13 protein-coding genes, 12 tRNA genes, 3 rRNA genes and 1 other annotated feature are annotated in these 17943 nt (G+C 36.8%); of the genes, 3 read left to right on the forward strand and 25 right to left on the reverse strand.

The window, feature by feature from the left end; genetic code table 11:
• Nucleotides 1-47 precede the first annotated feature (47 nt).
• Nucleotides 48-1022, forward strand: a complete 975-nt coding sequence (locus BN3657_RS07885) for a ribonuclease H-like domain-containing protein (protein WP_062552473.1) — start codon at nt 48-50, stop codon at nt 1020-1022.
• Between the two features lie 301 nt (nt 1023-1323).
• Here the strand turns inward: BN3657_RS07885 and BN3657_RS07890 are convergent.
• From BN3657_RS07890 to BN3657_RS07975, 18 genes are all read right to left on the reverse strand, one after another.
• Nucleotides 1324-1410, reverse strand: a tRNA-Leu gene (locus BN3657_RS07890).
• A 51-nt stretch (nt 1411-1461) separates the two neighbouring features.
• Nucleotides 1462-1538, reverse strand: a tRNA-Arg gene (locus BN3657_RS07895).
• Between the two features lie 11 nt (nt 1539-1549).
• Nucleotides 1550-1624, reverse strand: a tRNA-Gly gene (locus BN3657_RS07900).
• Between the two features lie 23 nt (nt 1625-1647).
• Nucleotides 1648-1733: transfer RNA gene (locus tag BN3657_RS07905), tRNA-Tyr, on the reverse strand.
• Nucleotides 1734-1756: 23 nt separating this feature from the next.
• Nucleotides 1757-1832: transfer RNA gene (locus BN3657_RS07910), tRNA-Thr, on the reverse strand.
• 58 nt (nt 1833-1890) lie between these two features.
• Nucleotides 1891-1967, reverse strand: a tRNA-Asp gene (locus BN3657_RS07915).
• A 5-nt stretch (nt 1968-1972) separates the two neighbouring features.
• A tRNA-Val gene (locus BN3657_RS07920) sits at nt 1973-2048 on the reverse strand.
• Between the two features lie 6 nt (nt 2049-2054).
• A tRNA-Glu gene (locus tag BN3657_RS07925) sits at nt 2055-2129 on the reverse strand.
• A gap of 13 nt (nt 2130-2142) precedes the next feature.
• Nucleotides 2143-2219: transfer RNA gene (locus tag BN3657_RS07930), tRNA-Met, on the reverse strand.
• Between the two features lie 27 nt (nt 2220-2246).
• Nucleotides 2247-2335, reverse strand: a tRNA-Leu gene (locus BN3657_RS07935).
• Between the two features lie 12 nt (nt 2336-2347).
• A tRNA-Asn gene (locus tag BN3657_RS07940) sits at nt 2348-2422 on the reverse strand.
• Between the two features lie 21 nt (nt 2423-2443).
• A 5S ribosomal RNA gene (rrf, locus tag BN3657_RS07945) occupies nt 2444-2560 on the reverse strand.
• A 32-nt stretch (nt 2561-2592) separates the two neighbouring features.
• Nucleotides 2593-5438: ribosomal RNA gene (locus tag BN3657_RS07950) — 23S ribosomal RNA — on the reverse strand.
• A 133-nt stretch (nt 5439-5571) separates the two neighbouring features.
• Nucleotides 5572-5647 (reverse strand) — tRNA-Ala (locus BN3657_RS07955).
• A 38-nt stretch (nt 5648-5685) separates the two neighbouring features.
• Nucleotides 5686-7210: ribosomal RNA gene (locus tag BN3657_RS07960) — 16S ribosomal RNA — on the reverse strand.
• Together the 16S, 23S and 5S rRNA genes with 12 tRNA genes alongside form the textbook arrangement of a ribosomal RNA operon.
• A 446-nt stretch (nt 7211-7656) precedes the next feature.
• Nucleotides 7657-8622, reverse strand: coding sequence for a biotin synthase BioB (gene bioB / locus BN3657_RS07965; protein WP_062552474.1), 966 nt, complete (start codon nt 8620-8622; stop codon nt 7657-7659).
• A 62-nt stretch (nt 8623-8684) separates the two neighbouring features.
• Nucleotides 8685-9326: a tRNA (guanosine(46)-N7)-methyltransferase TrmB gene (trmB, locus tag BN3657_RS07970; RefSeq protein ID WP_062552475.1), complete on the reverse strand. Its 642-nt coding sequence runs from the start codon at nt 9324-9326 to the stop codon at nt 8685-8687.
• Between the two features lie 177 nt (nt 9327-9503).
• On the reverse strand, nt 9504-10253 hold the full coding sequence (locus BN3657_RS07975) for a DNA/RNA non-specific endonuclease (protein WP_062552476.1): 750 nt from the start codon (nt 10251-10253) through the stop codon (nt 9504-9506).
• A 242-nt stretch (nt 10254-10495) separates the two neighbouring features.
• Here BN3657_RS07975 and BN3657_RS07980 point away from each other — a divergent pair, with 242 nt between their 5' ends.
• Nucleotides 10496-11866, forward strand: coding sequence for a Na+/H+ antiporter NhaC family protein (locus BN3657_RS07980; protein WP_062552477.1), 1371 nt, complete (start codon nt 10496-10498; stop codon nt 11864-11866).
• A 266-nt stretch (nt 11867-12132) separates the two neighbouring features.
• Here the strand turns inward: BN3657_RS07980 and tnpA are convergent, their stop codons facing one another.
• The 3 genes from tnpA to rplJ form a co-directional block, all read right to left on the reverse strand.
• A complete protein-coding gene (gene tnpA, locus BN3657_RS07985) occupies nt 12133-12588 on the reverse strand; it encodes an IS200/IS605 family transposase (RefSeq protein WP_062551533.1) in 456 nt (151 codons plus the stop codon).
• Nucleotides 12589-12768: 180 nt separating this feature from the next.
• Nucleotides 12769-13152, reverse strand: coding sequence for a 50S ribosomal protein L7/L12 (gene rplL / locus BN3657_RS07990; RefSeq protein WP_062552478.1), 384 nt, complete (start codon nt 13150-13152; stop codon nt 12769-12771).
• Between the two features lie 45 nt (nt 13153-13197).
• A complete protein-coding gene (gene rplJ, locus BN3657_RS07995) occupies nt 13198-13734 on the reverse strand; it encodes a 50S ribosomal protein L10 (protein ID WP_062552479.1) in 537 nt (178 codons plus the stop codon).
• A gap of 8 nt (nt 13735-13742) precedes the next feature.
• Nucleotides 13743-13864: a sequence feature (ribosomal protein L10 leader region), on the reverse strand.
• A 245-nt stretch (nt 13865-14109) separates the two neighbouring features.
• Between rplJ and thiT the strand changes: the two genes are divergently transcribed.
• Nucleotides 14110-14661: an energy-coupled thiamine transporter ThiT gene (gene thiT, locus BN3657_RS08000; protein ID WP_062552480.1), complete on the forward strand. Its 552-nt coding sequence runs from the start codon at nt 14110-14112 to the stop codon at nt 14659-14661.
• A 425-nt stretch (nt 14662-15086) separates the two neighbouring features.
• On the opposite strand, the gene BN3657_RS08005 is transcribed toward thiT, so the two are convergent.
• The 4 genes from BN3657_RS08005 to nusG form a co-directional block, all read right to left on the reverse strand.
• Nucleotides 15087-15728, reverse strand: a complete 642-nt coding sequence (locus BN3657_RS08005) for a YitT family protein (RefSeq protein WP_062552481.1) — start codon at nt 15726-15728, stop codon at nt 15087-15089.
• Nucleotides 15729-16181: 453 nt separating this feature from the next.
• Nucleotides 16182-16883, reverse strand: coding sequence for a 50S ribosomal protein L1 (gene rplA / locus BN3657_RS08010; protein WP_062552482.1), 702 nt, complete (start codon nt 16881-16883; stop codon nt 16182-16184).
• A 39-nt stretch (nt 16884-16922) separates the two neighbouring features.
• Nucleotides 16923-17348, reverse strand: a complete 426-nt coding sequence (rplK, locus tag BN3657_RS08015; RefSeq protein WP_019138817.1) for a 50S ribosomal protein L11 — start codon at nt 17346-17348, stop codon at nt 16923-16925.
• 47 nt (nt 17349-17395) lie between these two features.
• Nucleotides 17396-17938, reverse strand: coding sequence for a transcription termination/antitermination protein NusG (gene nusG, locus BN3657_RS08020; RefSeq protein WP_019138818.1), 543 nt, complete (start codon nt 17936-17938; stop codon nt 17396-17398).
• Nucleotides 17939-17943 lie beyond the last annotated feature (5 nt).

The raw sequence follows: 17943 nt of genomic DNA on the forward strand, positions 1-17943 counted from the left end.
AAATAATAAACTTAAAATTTTAATGATATACTTATATTGGTGATAATGTGAAAATTTTAGAAAGAGAAATTTCTCCCCCTAAAAGAAATTATTTAAAAATAGAAACATCAGGACTTTCAAAAGAACTTGATTCAATTATAAGTATAACTATTTTCGAAAAAAATTCTAAAATAGCTAAAATTTTTTATGTGGAAAACTTTAAGGACGAGGAAAAATTATTAAAGGAAGCTGTCCCTTTTATTGAAGGTAAAAACTTTGTGACTTATTCAGGTAAATCCTTTGATTTACCTTTTTTAAAAACAAAATATGACTTTTATTTTTCAAAAAAAGTTAATCTAGAACTAATTGACTTACAAGAAATATCAAAAAAATACAACTTTATATATAAACTCCCTTCTCATTCAAATAAAAACTTGCTTAAAGAATTTATAAAAGAATCTGACAACAATAAAAAAGAATACCAAGGAATAAAAATAAAAAGCCTTTTTAAAAATTATATAGAAGGCGATAAAAATGCTATGAGAAAAATTATTGAATACAGTTTTAACAGCATTGATAATTTAGTAAAACTTGATGAGAGCTTTAGAGAAGATTTAAAAAATAAAATAAGAATAGATATCTCAGATTCAGTATTTTTTATGGAAAATTTTAAAATCTTGGGAAATATAATAGAGATTAGTGGAAAAACATCCTATAATAAAGATTATTTTGCGACAAATAGTATTTATACTCTTGAAATACTAAATCAAACTAATGAAGAATCTTTCATTAATTTAGAAAAATATACTAAAACTTTTACCCTAAAAATAAATACAGATGATGGACTTTACGATGAAAATAATAAATGCTTTTATTTATTAAAAAAAGAATTACCCTTTGAAATAAATAATAAAAGCGAAATAAAAAGTCCTTCCAAGATTTTAATTTTATATTATAGAGATCATATCTTTGAAAATCAAAAAGAATTGTGTAAAAAAATATTAGAATTAGAATTAAGTAGGCAAAATATAATTAAAAGATGAAACTTATTAATTAAAAGATGTACTTTATTAATTACAATCAAAATGAACTGACCACTTTAAGTTGCTTAAATCTCAACTTATGGGGTCAGTTTTTCATATATTTAAAATAAAATATTTTCACGTTTTAAATGCCATTTAATTATTTTTATATAAGTTAAATGGTGTAAAATTGGTGTAAAAATTTTAGGAAATAATAAAAATATAGATTTTCAATTTAAAATAAATAAAAAACACCCAAGTTGAATTGCCATTTTATCCTATTTCTAGGAAATACAATTTAACTTGGGTATTTTAAAAATTGTGGTGCAGAAAGAGGGACTTGAACCCTCACGCGATTTCTCGCACATGCCCCTCAAACATGCCTGTCTGCCAATTCCAGCACTCCTGCATAAATATAAGGTAAAAAAAAGCTTGTAATAAAAATTACAAGTTTTTTTGTTGGCGTATCCTAGAGGATTCGAACCCCCGGCCTTCTGGTCCGTAGCCAGACGCTCTATCCAGCTGAGCTAAGGATACATATAAAAAAATGGAGCGGATGACGAGATTCGAACTCGCGACCCTCGCCTTGGCAAGGCGATGCTCTACCACTGAGCCACATCCGCATAAGTAAATATTTATTAAATTTTGGTGGAGGAGAGTGGATTTGAACCACTGAAAGTTAAACTAACGGATTTACAGTCCGTCCCCTTTGGCCAACTCGGGAACTCCTCCATGTAAGTCCCTATAAGTTTTTTTGGAGCTGGTGGGAGGACTTGAACCCCTAACCTACTGATTACAAGTCAGTTGCTCTACCAATTGAGCTACACCAGCTTAATTAGTTATTAATTAATATAACACATTTTATAAAAATTTGCTATAAAAATTTAATTGGCGACCTGGATCGGGTTCGAACCGACGACCTCCAGCGTGACAGGCTGGCATTCTAACCAACTGAACTACCAGGCCCAATTTGGTGGACACAATAGGGCTCGAACCTATGACCCCCTGCTTGTAAGGCAGATGCTCTCCCAACTGAGCTATGCGTCCGTTTTTTGGTGACCCTGCCGAGAATCGAACTCGGGATACCACCGTGAAAGGGTGGTGTCTTAACCGCTTGACCACAGGGCCTTATAAATTTTTATGGTAGCGGGAGAAGGATTTGAACCTCCGACCTTCGGGTTATGAGCCCGACGAGCTACCAAACTGCTCCATCCCGCGTCATTTTTACCCGGCTACTATTATTTTTGGTGCCGAGAATCGGAATCGAACCGATACGGTGTTTAACCACCGCAGGATTTTAAGTCCTGTGCGTCTGCCAGTTCCGCCACCCCGGCTTATCTTTTTTATGGCTCTCAGGGTGGGACTCGAACCCACAGCCTACCGGTTAACAGCCGGTTGCTCCACCATTGAGCTACCTAAGACTATTGGGGACTTTTGTCCCTTACTGGCGATAACTTACTCTCCCAGGTCGTTGCCAACCAAGTACCATCAGCGGACTAATGCTTAACTTCTGTGTTCGGTATGGTTACAGGTGTGTCCATTGTCCTATTCTCACCAGATTTCACTTAAAAACTAATCTTCCTTAACTCTCTTGGTCAAGTCTTCGACCTATTAGTACTCGCTAGCTGAACACATTACTGTGCTTACACCTTGAGCCTATCTACCTCGTTTTCTTCAAGGGGTCTTATCTTTCGAGGGAAATCTCATCTCGAGGGGGGCTTCGGGCTTAGATGCCTTCAGCTCTTATCCCTTCCAAACTTAGCTTCCCAGCTATGCACTTGGCAGTACAACTGGTACACCAGCGGTTTGTCCATCCCGGTCCTCTCGTACTAAGGACAGCTCCTCTCAAATTTCCTACGCCCACGACGGATAGGGACCGAACTGTCTCGCGACGTTCTGAACCCAGCTCGCGTGCCTCTTTAATGGGCGAACAGCCCAACCCTTGGGACCTACTTCAGCCCCAGGATGAGACGAGCCGACATCGAGGTGCCAAACCTCCCCGTCGATGTGGACTCTTGGGGGAGATAAGCCTGTTATCCCCGGGGTAGCTTTTATCCGTTGAGCGATGGCCCTTCCACTCGGTACCACCGGATCACTAAGTCCTGCTTTCGCATCTGCTCGACTTGTTGGTCTCGCAGTTAAGCTCCCTTCTGCCTTTATACTCTTCGCACGATTTCCATCCGTGCTGAGGGAACCTTTGAACGCCTCCGTTACTCTTTCGGAGGCGACCGCCCCAGTCAAACTGTCCAACTGAGAGTGTCCCTTCCCCAGGTTCATGGGGTTAGGTTAGAATTCTAGCATTAAAAGAGTGGTATCCCAATGGCGACTCCTTAGATACTGGCGTACCTAATTCTTTGTCTCCCACCTATCCTGTACATTTAATCCCAAAATTCAATCTCAGCCTACAGTAAAGCTCCACGGGGTCTTTCCGTCCTGTCGTGGGTAAGCGGCATCTTTACCGCTACTACAATTTCACCGGATCCTTTGTTGAGACAGTGCCCAAATCGTTACACCTTTCGTGCGGGTCGGAACTTACCCGACAAGGAATTTCGCTACCTTAGGACCGTTATAGTTACGGCCGCCGTTTACTGGGGCTTCAGTTCTAAGCTTCGCTTGCGCTAACTTTTTCCCTTAACCTTCCAGCACCGGGCAGGTGTCAGCTCCTATACTTCGTCTTTCGACTTAGCAGAAACTTGTGTTTTTGGTAAACAGTCGCTTGGGCCTTTTCACTGCGGCCCCCTTTTACAGGGGCTCCCCTTCTCCCGAAGTTACGGGGTCATTTTGCCGAGTTCCTTAACAAAGGTTTTTCCGCTCGTCTTAGGATTCTCTCCTCACCTACCTGTGTCGGTTTACGGTACGGGCGATACTTCTCTTGTAGTGGCTTTTCTCGGCAGTGTGGAGTCATAAGCTTCTCTACTTGTTTTCGATCCGCATTACGCTTCATCCTTCTCGGAAAGCGGATTTGCCTACTTTCCAGACTTTGCGCTTGCACGCCTCACCAACTGGGCGCTCTTATTATCCTTCTGCGTCCCCACTTCCTTTAATGATTGTATCGGTACAGGAATTTCAACCTGTTGTCCATCGACTACGCTTTTCAGCCTCGCCTTAGGTCCCGACTTACCCTGAGTGGACGAGCCTTGCTCAGGAATCCTTGGGTTTTCGACGGGTGAGATTCTCACTCACCTCTCGCTACTCATGCCAGCATTCTCTCTTGTATGATGTCCACAGTGCCTTACGACTTCTGCTTCATCCTTCATACATTGCTCCTCTACCAACGTTAGACGTTCCATAGCTTCGGTATATAGTTTAGCCCCGGTTATCTTCGGCGCAGAGTCACTTGACTAGTGAGCTATTACGCACTCTTTAAATGAGTGGCTGCTTCTAAGCCAACATCCTAGTTGTCTCAGTAACTCCACATCCTTTCCCACTTAACTATAATTTTGGGACCTTAGCTGATGGTCTGGGCTCTTTCCCTTTCGACTATGAAGCTCATCCCACATAGTCTGACTCCCTAGTTCATGATATGGTATTCGGAGTTTGATAGGTCTTGGTAACATATGCATGCCCCTTGACCAATCAGTGCTCTACCCCCTTTTCACGTTAACTAGAGGCTAGCCCTAAAGCTATTTCGAGGAGAACCAGCTATCTCCGTGTTCGTTTGGCTTTTCACCCCTATCCACAAGTCATCCGATAACTTTTAAACGTTACCCGGTTCGAGCCTCCATTGAATTTTACTTCAACTTCACTCTGCTCATGGATAGATCACACGGTTTCGGGTCTACAACTACTAACTTTCGCCCTATTTAGACTCGCTTTCGCTTCGGCTCCGCATCTGTAATGCTTAACCTTGCTAATAATCGTAACTCGCTGGCCCGTTCTACAAAAAGTACACGATCGTGATGTTTACCACTTTCGCTGCTTGTAAACACTAGGTTTCAGATTCTATTTCACTCCCCTTCCGGGGTTCTTTTCACCTTTCCCTCACGGTACTTGTTCGCTATCGGTCACCAAGTAGTATTTAGCCTTAGGGGGTGGTCCCCCCATATTCCCACTGAATTTCTCGTGTTCCGTGGTACTCTTTTGTGTCGGATATCTTCGCTTTCGCCTACAGGACTTTTACCTTCTTTGGTTAGTCTTCCCAGATTATTCGGCTGGCTATTGTCTCTTTTTACACTTCGGGCTCTTCCCCGTTCGCTCGCCGCTACTCAGGGAATCGAGTTTTCTTTCTTTTCCTCAGGTTACTTAGATGTTTCAGTTCACCTGGTTCGCCTCCTATAGTTATGGATTGGCTATAGGATACCTTACGGTGGGTTTCCCCATTCGGATATCTACGGGTCATTGGATATTTGCTCCTTCCCGCAGCTTTTCGCAGCTTGTCACGTCCTTCTTCGCCTCTTGGTGCCTAGGCATTCACCTAGTGCTCTTTTTAACTTGACCTTTGTTAATAAACATTTCTGTTTATTTCCAGTTTAATTGTTTGTTTAAGAAATTTTGATTAGTTTTTAAGTTGTTATGGTTCAAATCGCTTTTGCGATTCTTGTTAAACCTTAACGCTTTTAGCGTGTCGGTTTGGTGGAGATAAGGAGATTCGAACTCCTGACCTCCTGCTTGCAAGGCAGGCGCTCTCCCAACTGAGCTATACCCCCATATATAATTAAAATAGTGTGAAGATTTTTTTCCTTAGAAAGGAGGTGATCCAGCCGCACCTTCCGATACGGCTACCTTGTTACGACTTCACCCCAGTCACCTATCCTACCTTCGACTGCTGCTTCCTTACGGTTCGCTCGCAGGCTTCGGGTATTACAAGCTTCCATGGTGTGACGGGCGGTGTGTACAAGACCCGGGAACGCATTCACCGCAGCATTCTGATCTGCGATTACTAGCAACTCCATCTTCATGTACTCGAGTTGCAGAGTACAATCCGAACTGAGAAAGGCTTTTTGAGGTTTGCTTAATATCACTATTTCGCTTCCCTTTGTACCTTCCATTGTAGCACGTGTGTAGCCCAGGGCATATAGGGCATGATGATTTGACGTCATCCCCACCTTCCTCCGATTTATCATCGGCAGTCTCTTTAGAGTTCCCATCCGAAATGCTGGCAACTAAAGATAGGGGTTGCGCTCGTTGCGGGACTTAACCCAACATCTCACGACACGAGCTGACGACAACCATGCACCACCTGTATAGAGGCTTCCGAAGAAGAGTACTTATCTCTAAGTAGGTCCTCTATATGTCAAGCCCTGGTAAGGTTCTTCGCGTTGCTTCGAATTAAACCACATGCTCCGCTGCTTGTGCGGGTCCCCGTCAATTCCTTTGAGTTTCATGCTTGCGCACGTACTCCCCAGGCGGAGTGCTTAATGTGTTAACTGCGGCACCGAATTCTTCCGATACCTAGCACTCATCGTTTACAGCGTGGACTACCAGGGTATCTAATCCTGTTTGCTACCCACGCTTTCGTTCCTCAGCGTCAGAATGAGCCCAGTAAGTCGCCTTCGCCACCGGTATTCTTTTTAATATCTACGCATTTCACCGCTACACTAAAAATTCCACTTACCTCTACTCTTCTCAAGATATGCAGTTTCAAATGCTTACAGTAGTTAAGCTACTGCCTTTTACATCTGACTTGCATTTCCGCCTGCGAACCCTTTACGCCCAGTGATTCCGGACAACGCTAGCCCCCTACGTATTACCGCGGCTGCTGGCACGTAGTTAGCCGGGGCTTTTTCTTATGGTACCGTCATTATCTTCCCATATAAAAGAACTTTACGACTCGAAAGCCTTCTTCGTTCACGCGGCGTCGCTGCATCAGAGTTTCCTCCATTGTGCAATATTCCCCACTGCTGCCTCCCGTAGGAGTTTGGACCGTTTCTCAGTTCCAATGTGGCCGTTCACCCTCTCAGGCCGGCTACCCATCGTCGCCTTGGTAGGCCGTTACCTTACCAACTAGCTAATGGGACGCGAGTCCATCTCAGACCACCGGAGTTTTGATCATTGATACATGTGTATCTTTGATTTCATTTGGTATTAATCCCGGTTTCCCGAGGCTATCCCAATGTCCGAGGCAGGTTACTCACGTGTTACTCACCCGTCCGCCGCTAATCCACTTTATCTTCACCCCGAAGGGATCTGTTAAAGTTTCATCGCTCGACTTGCATGTGTTAAGCGCGCCGCCAGCGTTCGTCCTGAGCCAGGATCAAACTCTCAATTAAAAAATTTGTATGACTCATTAGTTTTCTCAAAACTAAACGAATATCTGGTTTGCTTGTGATTCTTAATATTAAGAATCTGTGATTCTAATCACGAATTGTTTATCTTCACACTATTTAATTATCAAGTTTCAATCGCTACTTTTGAAGTAGCTTGTTTATTATACTACCGTGATTTTTCTTTGTCAAGTAATTTTTACAATTTTTTTAAATTGTTTTTACTTAACTTTCACAGTAATCTTGCTGCCCTCTCAAGTGACAACTTCTATATATTATCATCTTGATCTTTATCTGTCAACTGTTTTTTTATATTTTTTAAATCTTTTTTGTCTTTAAAAAATTAAAAACAGCTGCATTTGTTACAGCTGTTTTATATTACTATTTTTAGATTTCTTTGTCAATACTTTATAAAGAATTTTTAAAAGTTTTTTTACACTTCTTATTTCTTTTTACATTGCCTTTATTTCGTAATTCAATTCTCTTAGTGTTTCTATGTCATCTTCTATAGATGGACCCTCAGTTGTCAATAATACTCCAGATATTGTAGCATTTGCCCCACTCTTAAAGGCAGATTTACCATATTCTTCCATTAAGGCTCTTCCACCTGCAAGCCTTATGAAGGCATCTTTTAATATAAATCTAAATGTGGCACAAGTTCTATTAACTTCTTCCATAGATAGTTTTTCCATATTTTCTAAGGGTGTATTCTTTATTGGATTCAAAAGATTTACTGGAACAGATTTTACTCCAAGTTCTCTTAATTCCATTGCCATATCTATTCTATCTTCAAAGCTTTCTCCCAATCCAATTAATCCACCCGAACAAATTTCCATGCCAGCTTCTTGAGCTGCCTTAATTGTATTAATCTTTTGATCGTATGTGTGAGTAGTACATATTTCTTTAAAGTAGTTTCTTGATGATTCTAAGTTATTATGTACTCTCTTAATACCTGCATCCTTTAGTTTTTCAAATCCTTCTTCAGAAATCAAACCTCCAGATAGACACACTCTTATTCCAGGTGCTTTTTCGTATATTTCTCTTGTTATATCACAAATGTTATTTATGTCTTCATCTGTAAGTGACTTTCCACTTGCTACCATTGAATATCTTGGGATACCTCTTTTGTATTTGTCCAAGGCATCATTTACAATTGTTTCTTTATCCAATAGGTCATATTCTTTGACATGTGTGTTATAGTGGGCTGATTGGGCACAAAATTTACAATTTTCAGAACATTTTCCACTCTTTGCGTTTATTATTGTACATATATCAAAGTCATTTCCACAAAAATGTTTCCTAAGTTCGTCTGCAGCCTCAGTTAATTCTTCGTAATCTGACTTGTAAATTTCTATTGCTTCATCTCTTGTGATCTCATAGCCATTTTTTACTTTTTCTTTTATTTCATTTATATCCATTTCTTCAACTCCTGAAATTCATTATATATTTCAAGAGTTTTATTGTCAATGCTATTTAAATTTTAGTTAACATAATGTTCGAATACGCCAAATTTAATTTTTTCACCTAGACCTCTAAATTTGCTTTCGTATTCAGTAACTATGTTTTGTGGATATTCTTCCAACTTCATATCAAAGTCTTCTATTAATGTGGAAAATCCAGAATCCTTAAAATAATCTAAACTTTCTTCAAATAATTCTAAATCGTCTGTCTTAAAGTAAATTTGAGATTTTGGTTTTAAGATTATCTTGTATTTTTCCAAAAATCTTGGATAAGTCAACCTTCTCTTTTTGTGTCTCAATTTTGGCCAAGGATTGCAAAAGTTAATGTATATTCTATCGAGTTCATCTTTTTCAAAATAATCTAAGATGTTTTCTGCATTTATTGGCATTGCCCTCACATTTGTTAACTTTTCATCTAGAATTTTTCTAGTAGCATAAATAAGCGCATTGGTTTCTATATCTACCATTATATAATTTATATCTTTATTTCTTTTTGCTGATTCTATTGTAAATGTACCTTTCCCAGCTCCGATTTCTAAATAGATGGGATTGTCATTTTGAAATATTTCTTTCCATTTACCCTTATTTTCTTGTCCATTAAAATAGACATAGGGATTTTCATTCATTTCAGGTATTGCAAAATGTTTTTTTCTAAGTCTCATTTCATTCTCCTTTTTGTCCTAAGGAATTATAACATAAGTTATATATGTGTCAATAAGTTTATTATTTTCTTTTAATATTTTTTACAAAAATAAAAAGCCATAAAAATTTGGCTTTTCAAAAACTTTTATTAAGTTTTATTATTACTAGAAGAATTTTAAATTTCCCTATCTTGAAATTTAATTTAATCCTTTATTTTTAGCTAATCTTGTCCTTCCAGTTTTATAATCTATTTGGACTCCCTCTTCAATATTCTTGACGAAAACCCTGAAATTAATCTTTTTTCCACCATCTTCTATACTGTAAGCTTCCATAATGACACCTCTTGCGACTAATTCATCATTCACAAAAACCGGTGTAACCCTATATCTAACTTTCTTTCCTGTATCTTTTATGTATGCCACAACTATATTTTCAAAGGGAAGCATTCCCTTAGCATTAAAAGATCTAGTCCCTGTCATTAAATTCTTCCAGTTGGCATTTTCTCCTGTAAGTTGATATCCAATTAAATGACATCTATTGTAAACAGCCTCACCATCTACAAATTTATAAAATTTTTGGTGCCAACCGCTTGGATAAACCTTAGAAATATCTCCTCTGGCTTCTCTAGGCATTGAATCCCTACTTATTAAAGCATTGGCAGGACCAACCCTATTTAATTCATCTAATTCAGAAAATTTAGAATAATCTGGTCCCATTTTTAAATCTTCTTCAGTAAATTGTGGTGGATTTTTATCAATTTTATAATAGATGCTAGAATTTTTTACTTCATACTTATTTCCAAATATATCTAATAATTCTTCTAATTTATTTAAAAATTCTCCACTGTAGTTTTTGTCAAAACTCTTTAGTTGATCTTGTCCAAATAAAAAACCAATTAGGGTGAGTGCCACAGCTGCTATTGCTTTTAAGTTTTTATTTTTCTTCAAAAAATCACAATCCCATCTAATGTTTTATTTAAATTTTAAAAATTACTATTAGAGTAACATTTTTTATTATATAGTAAGAAATAAATTAAAAAAAGTTTGTCAGAGAAGTTTTATGAGATTTCATCAAAAAGCCCTTAAAATACCCTAAAAGACTTCACAAAAGAATTTATTAATATTATAATTATCTTTGTTTATTTATATCTTATATGTGAAATTTACATAAAATTTAATTAGGAGGAAAAATGGATAGCAACAATAAAAAAACTAAGGCAAATGGTGCAGCTCTACTTCCTTTTGCAGTTTTTGTCTTGGTTTATATGGCAACAGGCTCAATTCTAAATGCCATGGGAGTTAAAATGGCTTTCTATCAAGTGCCAGCTCCAGTCTGTATTTTGCCAGCAATTATACTTAGTTTTATTATGTTCAAGGGAAGCGTCGACGATAAATTTAACGACTTTGTAAGAGGTTGTGGCGACGAAAATATAATAATAATGTGTCTTATCTATGTTCTAGCAGGTGCTTTTGCCACAGTGTCCAAGGCATCAGGTGGTGTTGACTCTGTCGTCAACTTTGCCCTATCAATAATTCCACTACAATTTATCACTGGTGGAATCTTTTTAATAGGCTGTTTTATATCAATATCAACTGGAACATCTGTGGGAACAATATCTGCTGTTGGTCCTATAGCAGTTGGACTTGCTCAAAAGGGAAATCTTCCACTTGCCTTAGTCCTTGGATCTTTAGTAGGAGGAGCAATGTTTGGCGATAATTTATCAGTAATATCTGATACAACTATTGCAGCAACTAGGACACAAAATGTTGAAATGAAAGATAAGTTTAGAGCAAACATAAAAATGGCACTCCCTGCCGCAATAATAACTTTTATTATTTTATTAATCGTCGGGAAACCCGATGAACTTCCTACAATGGATGAACTGCCATATAATATTATCTTAATTATCCCTTATTTATTTGTTTTAATATCAGCAATATCTGGCATGAATGTTTTTTTAGTTTTGACAAGCGGAATTATACTTTCAGGAATAATTGGAATAGCTTGTGGTGGTCTAACTTTAATGACCTTTGCCCAAAATATATTCACAGGTTTCGAAGGAATGTTTGAAATATTTTTATTGTCAATGCTAACTGGTGGACTTTCATATATGGTTTCAAAAAATGGTGGAATAGAATGGCTTGTAGAAAAAATAAGAAACTTTGCCAGAGGAAGAAGATCCGCCGAAATATCCATAGCCCTACTTACAATCTTAACTGATGCAGCAACTGCCAATAATACTGTTGCAATAATAATAGACGGACCAGTTGCAAAAGAAATTTCAAATGATTTTGAAATCGATCCAAGAAGATCAGCCGCTCTTCTTGACACTTTCTCCTGCGTTATGCAAGGTGTAATACCCTATGGAGCACAAATATTAATTGCTGCAGGACTTACAAAGGAACTGGGAGAAATGTCTGTGGCACCAATGGAAATTATTCCCTTCCTTTGGTACCAAGCAATTTTAGCACTTTTTGCAATTGGATCAATCTTTATAAGATATGCCGATCCCAAGGGCAAATGGGATTTTGAAAAAGATCAATTAAAAGAAAATAATTAATAAAGTTTAAACCTGCCTTTTGGCAGGTTTTTTAGTGTAAAAATTTATTATAAAAATTATGTATAAAATAATTTTCTTTCTCATGAGAATAGCAGATAACTATCAGAAGCAAAAAATTATCCTAATGTAGGATGAAATATCATAAAAAATTGCATAATAAAAATCCACCGGCGTAGCCGGTGGTTTTGCTTTTGCGGTCCAAAGGACCTTTTTTGCTAGCTGCGTCTCAAGGACGCTTGTGGTTTACCACTTGCAATTACTACTAGCTAACCCCTAAAGGGGTCTGTGTTGTCCATTGTTATCTGACCACTTAATTCATCCTCTTTAAGTTGGTTATGAATATACTCTTTTATTGCTTTTGTATTTTTTCCTGCTGTATCTACATAGTATCCTCGGCACCAAAATTGCCTTCCTCTGTATTTGTATTTTAAGCTACCCCACTTATCGTATATCATAATACTGCTTTTGCCTTTTAAAAATCCCATAAAACTAGATATACTCAATTTTGGTGGTATTTCTAACAACATGTGCACGTGATCTGGACAAACTTCTGCTTCTATTATGTTAACTCCTTTCCAGTTGCAAAGCTCTCTTAATATTGCACCTATTTCTAATCTTTTGCTTCCGTAAAATACTTTTCTTCTATATTTCGGAGCGAACACTACATGATATTTACAATTCCATTTTGTATGTGATAGACTATGTGTATGATTTAAATTCATAAAAAACCTCCTGTTATTTTTGTGTTCTGGTAAACCACAATTTATTTTAACATGGAGGTCTTTTTTTATTAGTTTTTCATCGCTAAAGCTAAATTGAACCCCTGGTCTAACCAGGGGTATTCTAATTACAAAAAAACTGTCCCCTGAGGGACAGTCTCTTTAAAATTTAACTTAGTTAAATTATTTTACTTCTACAGTTGCTCCAACTTCTTCAAGTTTAGCTTTGATTTCGTCAGCTTCTTCTTTAGAAGCGCCTTCTTTAACTGCTTTAGGAGCTCCGTCTACAACTGCTTTTGCATCTTTAAGTCCAAGTCCAGTAATGTCTTTTACAACTTTGATTACTTTAACTTTTTCTTGTCCTGCTTCAGCAAGGATTACATCAAATTCAGTTTTTTCTTCAGCTGCTGCTGGAGCTGCACCTGCTGCTGCTGGAGCTGCTGCTACTGCTGCTGGAGCTGCTGCTGATACTCCGAATTCTTCTTCAAGAGCTTTAACTACTTCTGAAAGTTCTAATACTGTAAGTTCTTTAACTTCTTCAATTAATTTTTCTACTTTTTCTGACATTTTATTCCTCCGTAAATTTAATAATTCTAATTTTTTAGCATACCATTATGCTGCTTCGTTTTCTTTCTTGTCTGCGATTTGTGCAATAACTCTTGCAAAACCTGATAGAGTACCATTTAGTACATTTGCGAATCCTTGGATTGGAGCATTTAAGCCGCCAAGAACTTGTGCAACAAGTACTTCCTTAGATGGTAATTTAGCAAGTGCGTCGATTTCTGGAAGTGATAATACTTTTCCATCAACATATCCTGCTTTGATTTCTAATGCTTCATGTTCTTCTGCAAACTCAGATGAAATTTTTGCTGCTGATGCAGGATCTTCCATTCCGAAAGCAATAGCACTTGGTCCTTTTAAGAATTCTTCAAGACCAGTAACTTCTAATTCTTCAAAAGCACGTCTCATCATTGTGTTTTTGTATACTCTGTAATCAACATTTGCTTCTCTGAATTTTTTTCTAAGTTCAGTTACTTCTTCAACTGTTAATCCTCTGTAGTTTACAAGAACTATAGATTGTGCTCCTTGAATCTTTTCTTTAATTTCATCAACTAGGGCTTGTTTTGATTGTAATTTTTCTTCTTTCAATTTGTCACCCCCAAAATAAAAAAATCTCACGCCGCCGTGAGATGTGAAAATCAAATAAATCCGAATTTCAAACCTCGGTAGGATTTATGGCATTGCCACCTACTGTCTGCGGCTTAGTAACATAAGTATTATATATAGTCTTTTGTGCTTTGTCAATATTTTTTTTATTTTTTTCAGATTTTTTTTGTCTTCTTTTTTTCTACTATAAATATTATAAGTTCCTTTCTCCTTTACATACTTTTTTTAATATCATATAATGGAATGTGCACTAGGGGTGCCATGCGGCTGAGATTATACCCTTAAACCAATCAAGGTAATGCTTGTGGAGGGAAGTGTCTAAACCTCTTTAAGTATGTGCAAAGGAGGTATTTTTTTATGCAAAAAACAAAAAATTGGACAACGAAAATGTTAGTTGAAGGAGCTGTCTGCATAGCTCTTGCACTAATTCTAAGAACTATTAAACTTTACCAACTACCCAATGGTGGATCCATCACTCCAGGCAAGATGATTCCCTTAATTATTTTTGCCCTAAGATATGGACCTATTAAGGGTTTTGTTGTTGGTGCAGTTTATGGAGTTCTTTCCATTGTACTAGGTGGCAGTATTTACCATCCCGTTCAAGCTATCTTAGATTATCCTTTAGCTTATGGATTTTTAGGCCTTGCAGGTCTTTTTAAAGATGAATTCCAAAAAACTCATTCTATTAAAACTATTTTGCTTGGATCTTTTGTAGGAATTTTAGGAAGATTTGTATGTCACGTCCTATCAGGTGTAGTATTCTTTAGTCAATACACACCCGCTGGAATGAACTCTTGGATTTATTCTATAACTTACAACGCATCATTTCTATCTATTGATTTTGCTGTTACAGTTTTTGTAATATTCCTATTGAGAAAGTTCTTAACTCGTGACCTACAAAAGCTATAAAAATTTATATTAAAAAAGGACCTAAGTTTATAAACTTAAGTCCTTAAAAAACCCCTCGCTTCATGAGAAGTTGAGGGGTTTTATTTATATTTGGTGTTTTTATTTTTAATAATACTTTAAAATATTTTTCTCAACTTTTGACTTTATTATTCCTCTATAATAAATCTTAAGAATTTGTTTAGGAATACGAATTCGAAAAATTCTTTCTTTTTTATAGTCTCACCCACAATCTTACAAACATTTCAACTTTTAAGACTTAATTTTTCATAAATTTTAAACCCAAAAGAACTTCGGCATCTTAGTTAATTACAATAAAAATTAGTGCAAGATAGAAATTACTTCCAATCATGCACTATTTATGTTATTAAAAGTAGTCAAGCCACTTTTTTATATAAACTTGGAAAACACTCTTTTAAAATAAATTTTTAAACGGAAAGATTTGTTTTTTCTACCGAGTTACTAAGATTAATCTCAAATTGACCTACTAAAACAGATGATACTGTTGTAGTAATTAGCGAGTAAATTAATCTAGTAAATGGAATATAAGTTAATGACATTACTAAGACTATTACATCCATTAGTAAGTAGGCGTAAGAAATATTCATCTTAGTCTTATTTGACACTACAAGGGCCAGGGCATCGTCTCCACCTGTGGCTCCTCCTTGAGATACTACAAGTCCACAACCTAGTCCAATGCCAATACCTCCAACTATAGCTGCCAAAAGTGGACAGCTGTAAAGATTAGGGATTATTGGTCCCATAAGGGAAAATATTTTATAAAAAACAGCAAATAATATGGAAGCTAATAAGGTCTTTCTTAAAAATGCCTTTCCAAAAATATTTATTCCAATAATAATACAAATAACATCCATTATTGGACTTAGGATTGATGGGTTTATACCAAAAGTCTTATATGATAATAAGGTCAGTCCTAGGATTCCACCTTCTGTAATTTGAGATGGGATATGAATGTTTACAACTGTAAAAGCCTCAATCATAGATCCTAAAATAATACTAATTAATCCTGCTCTTGTTAATTTAAACCAAGTCAGCTTTTGATTTAGCATTTTAACACCTCCTTAATATTTTGCAATATTAGAAGGGTATCCGACCAACAAAAAAGACTGCTGTCGGTCGTAAGGATAACCTTCGTACTTTTGCAATCTCGTGGTGTTGATGCTTTTTATTTGCTGATTTTTTCTTGTAAAAACTCTGAGCGTAATAGTTACTTTTTCGCTTTTTATCTGCCACATCAGGCATATAAAAGGCTCTTAGTCGTAAACTTTAGCATCAGATAAAAACTACCTGAAAATTTCGGTAACCACCGTAAAATACTTAAATCAACTTCAATATTATAAGTTTTTATTCTACAAATTGCAAGTATTTTTTGAAATTAAAATCCCTTAATTTTTTACCATTCTTTTTATTTCTCATAAAAAAACCTAAGTTTACAAACTTAAGTCCTAAAAAAACCCCTCGCTTCATGAGAAGTTGAGGGGTTTTATTTATATTTGGTGTTTTTATTTTTCCATTAATTTTGAACCATTAACTTTGATTCCAGGTCCCATTGTTGATGAAACTGTTACTGATTTTAAATAACGACCCTTTGCAGCTGCTGGTTTTGCTTTAATAATAGCATCTGAAATAGTCTTGAAGTTTTCAGCAAGTTTATCTACTCCAAAGGAAACTTTTCCTATTGGAACATTGATTATAGCAGCTTTGTCAACTCTATATTCAACCTTACCAGCTTTAACTTCTTTAACAGCTTGTTCTACATCAAATGTAACTGTACCTGATTTAGGGTTTGGCATAAGTCCCTTTGGTCCAAGAACTCTACCGATTTTACCAACTACACCCATCATGTCTGGAGTTGCAATAATTACGTCGAAATCAAACCAGTTTTCATTTTGGATTTTTTCTACGTATTCTTCCCCACCTGCGTAGTCAGCTCCTGCTGCTTCAGCTTCTTTAATTTTTTCTCCCTTAGCAAGAACAAGTACTTTAACTTCTTTACCTGTTCCGTTAGGAAGTACTACAGTACCTCTAACTTGTTGGTCAGCATGTCTTGGATCAACACCAAGTCTTACTGCAAGTTCCACTGTTTCATCAAAGTTTGCCTTAGCAGTTTTTGTAACTAAGTCAAGAGCTTCGTTAACGTCATATAAATTTGATCTATCTACTAGCTTAGCGCTATCTTGATATTTTTTACCTCTTTTTGGCATATTTACCTCCTTCGTGGTACCTACGGCTTAGCCTCCCACTTATCTTTCTACTTCTATACCCATACTTCTAGCTGTACCAGCGACCATTTCCATAGCAGCTTCAATGCTTGCTGCGTTAAGATCTGGCATTTTAGTTTTAGCTATTTCTTCAACTTGAGCCTTTGTCAATTTTCCAACTTTTTTCTTGTTAGGTTCACCACTTGCTTTAGACATATTAAGAGCTTTCTTAATAAGAACTGCAGCTGGTGGAGTCTTAGTGATAAAAGTGAAAGAACGATCTTGATAAACTGTAAGAACAACAGGAATAATCATACCTGCTTGATCTTGAGTCTTTGCGTTAAATTCCTTTGTGAACTGCATGATGTTTACACCATGAGGTCCTAGTGCTGTACCAACTGGTGGAGCTGGTGTAGCTTTCCCAGCAGGAATTTGTAATTTTACTAATGCTATGACTTTTTTTGCCATTTTATTTCCTCCTTGTGGTAATGCGGGTTTACCCTCCCACACATATCTTACTCTTTAATAATTTGATTGAAATCTAATTCAACAATCGTATCTCTTCCAAACATTGAGATACAAACTTTAACTTTTGCTTTGTCGTAATTGAAGTCGTCAATTTTGCCTACCAAATCTTTGAAAGGTCCATTTATAACTTTGACTAACTCCCCTATCTCGTAATTATCAAATAACTCTTTGTTATCAGTAACTCCAAGTAGTAACACTTCTTCATCAGTTAGTGGCACAGGCTTAGATGCTGGACCAACAAAACCTGTTACTCCTCTTGTATTTCTAACAAGATACCATGTTTCGTCGTTCATAATCATATTTACAAGGACATAAGATGGAAACATCTTTCTTTCCTTAGCTTTGGAAACACCGTCTTTTGTTTCAACATAGTCTTCCATAGGAATCCTAATATCAAAGATGACATCTTCCATATTTCGATTGTGAACCATGGCTTCCATATTTGCCTTTACCTTTTTTTCATAACCTGAATAAGTGTGTATTACATACCATTTTGAAGCTTCATTGTTGTTAAGCTCTTGTGTATCCAACTATA

Source organism: Peptoniphilus phoceensis, assembly GCF_001517665.2.
Classification (GTDB): domain Bacteria; phylum Bacillota; class Clostridia; order Tissierellales; family Peptoniphilaceae; genus Peptoniphilus_A; species Peptoniphilus_A timonensis.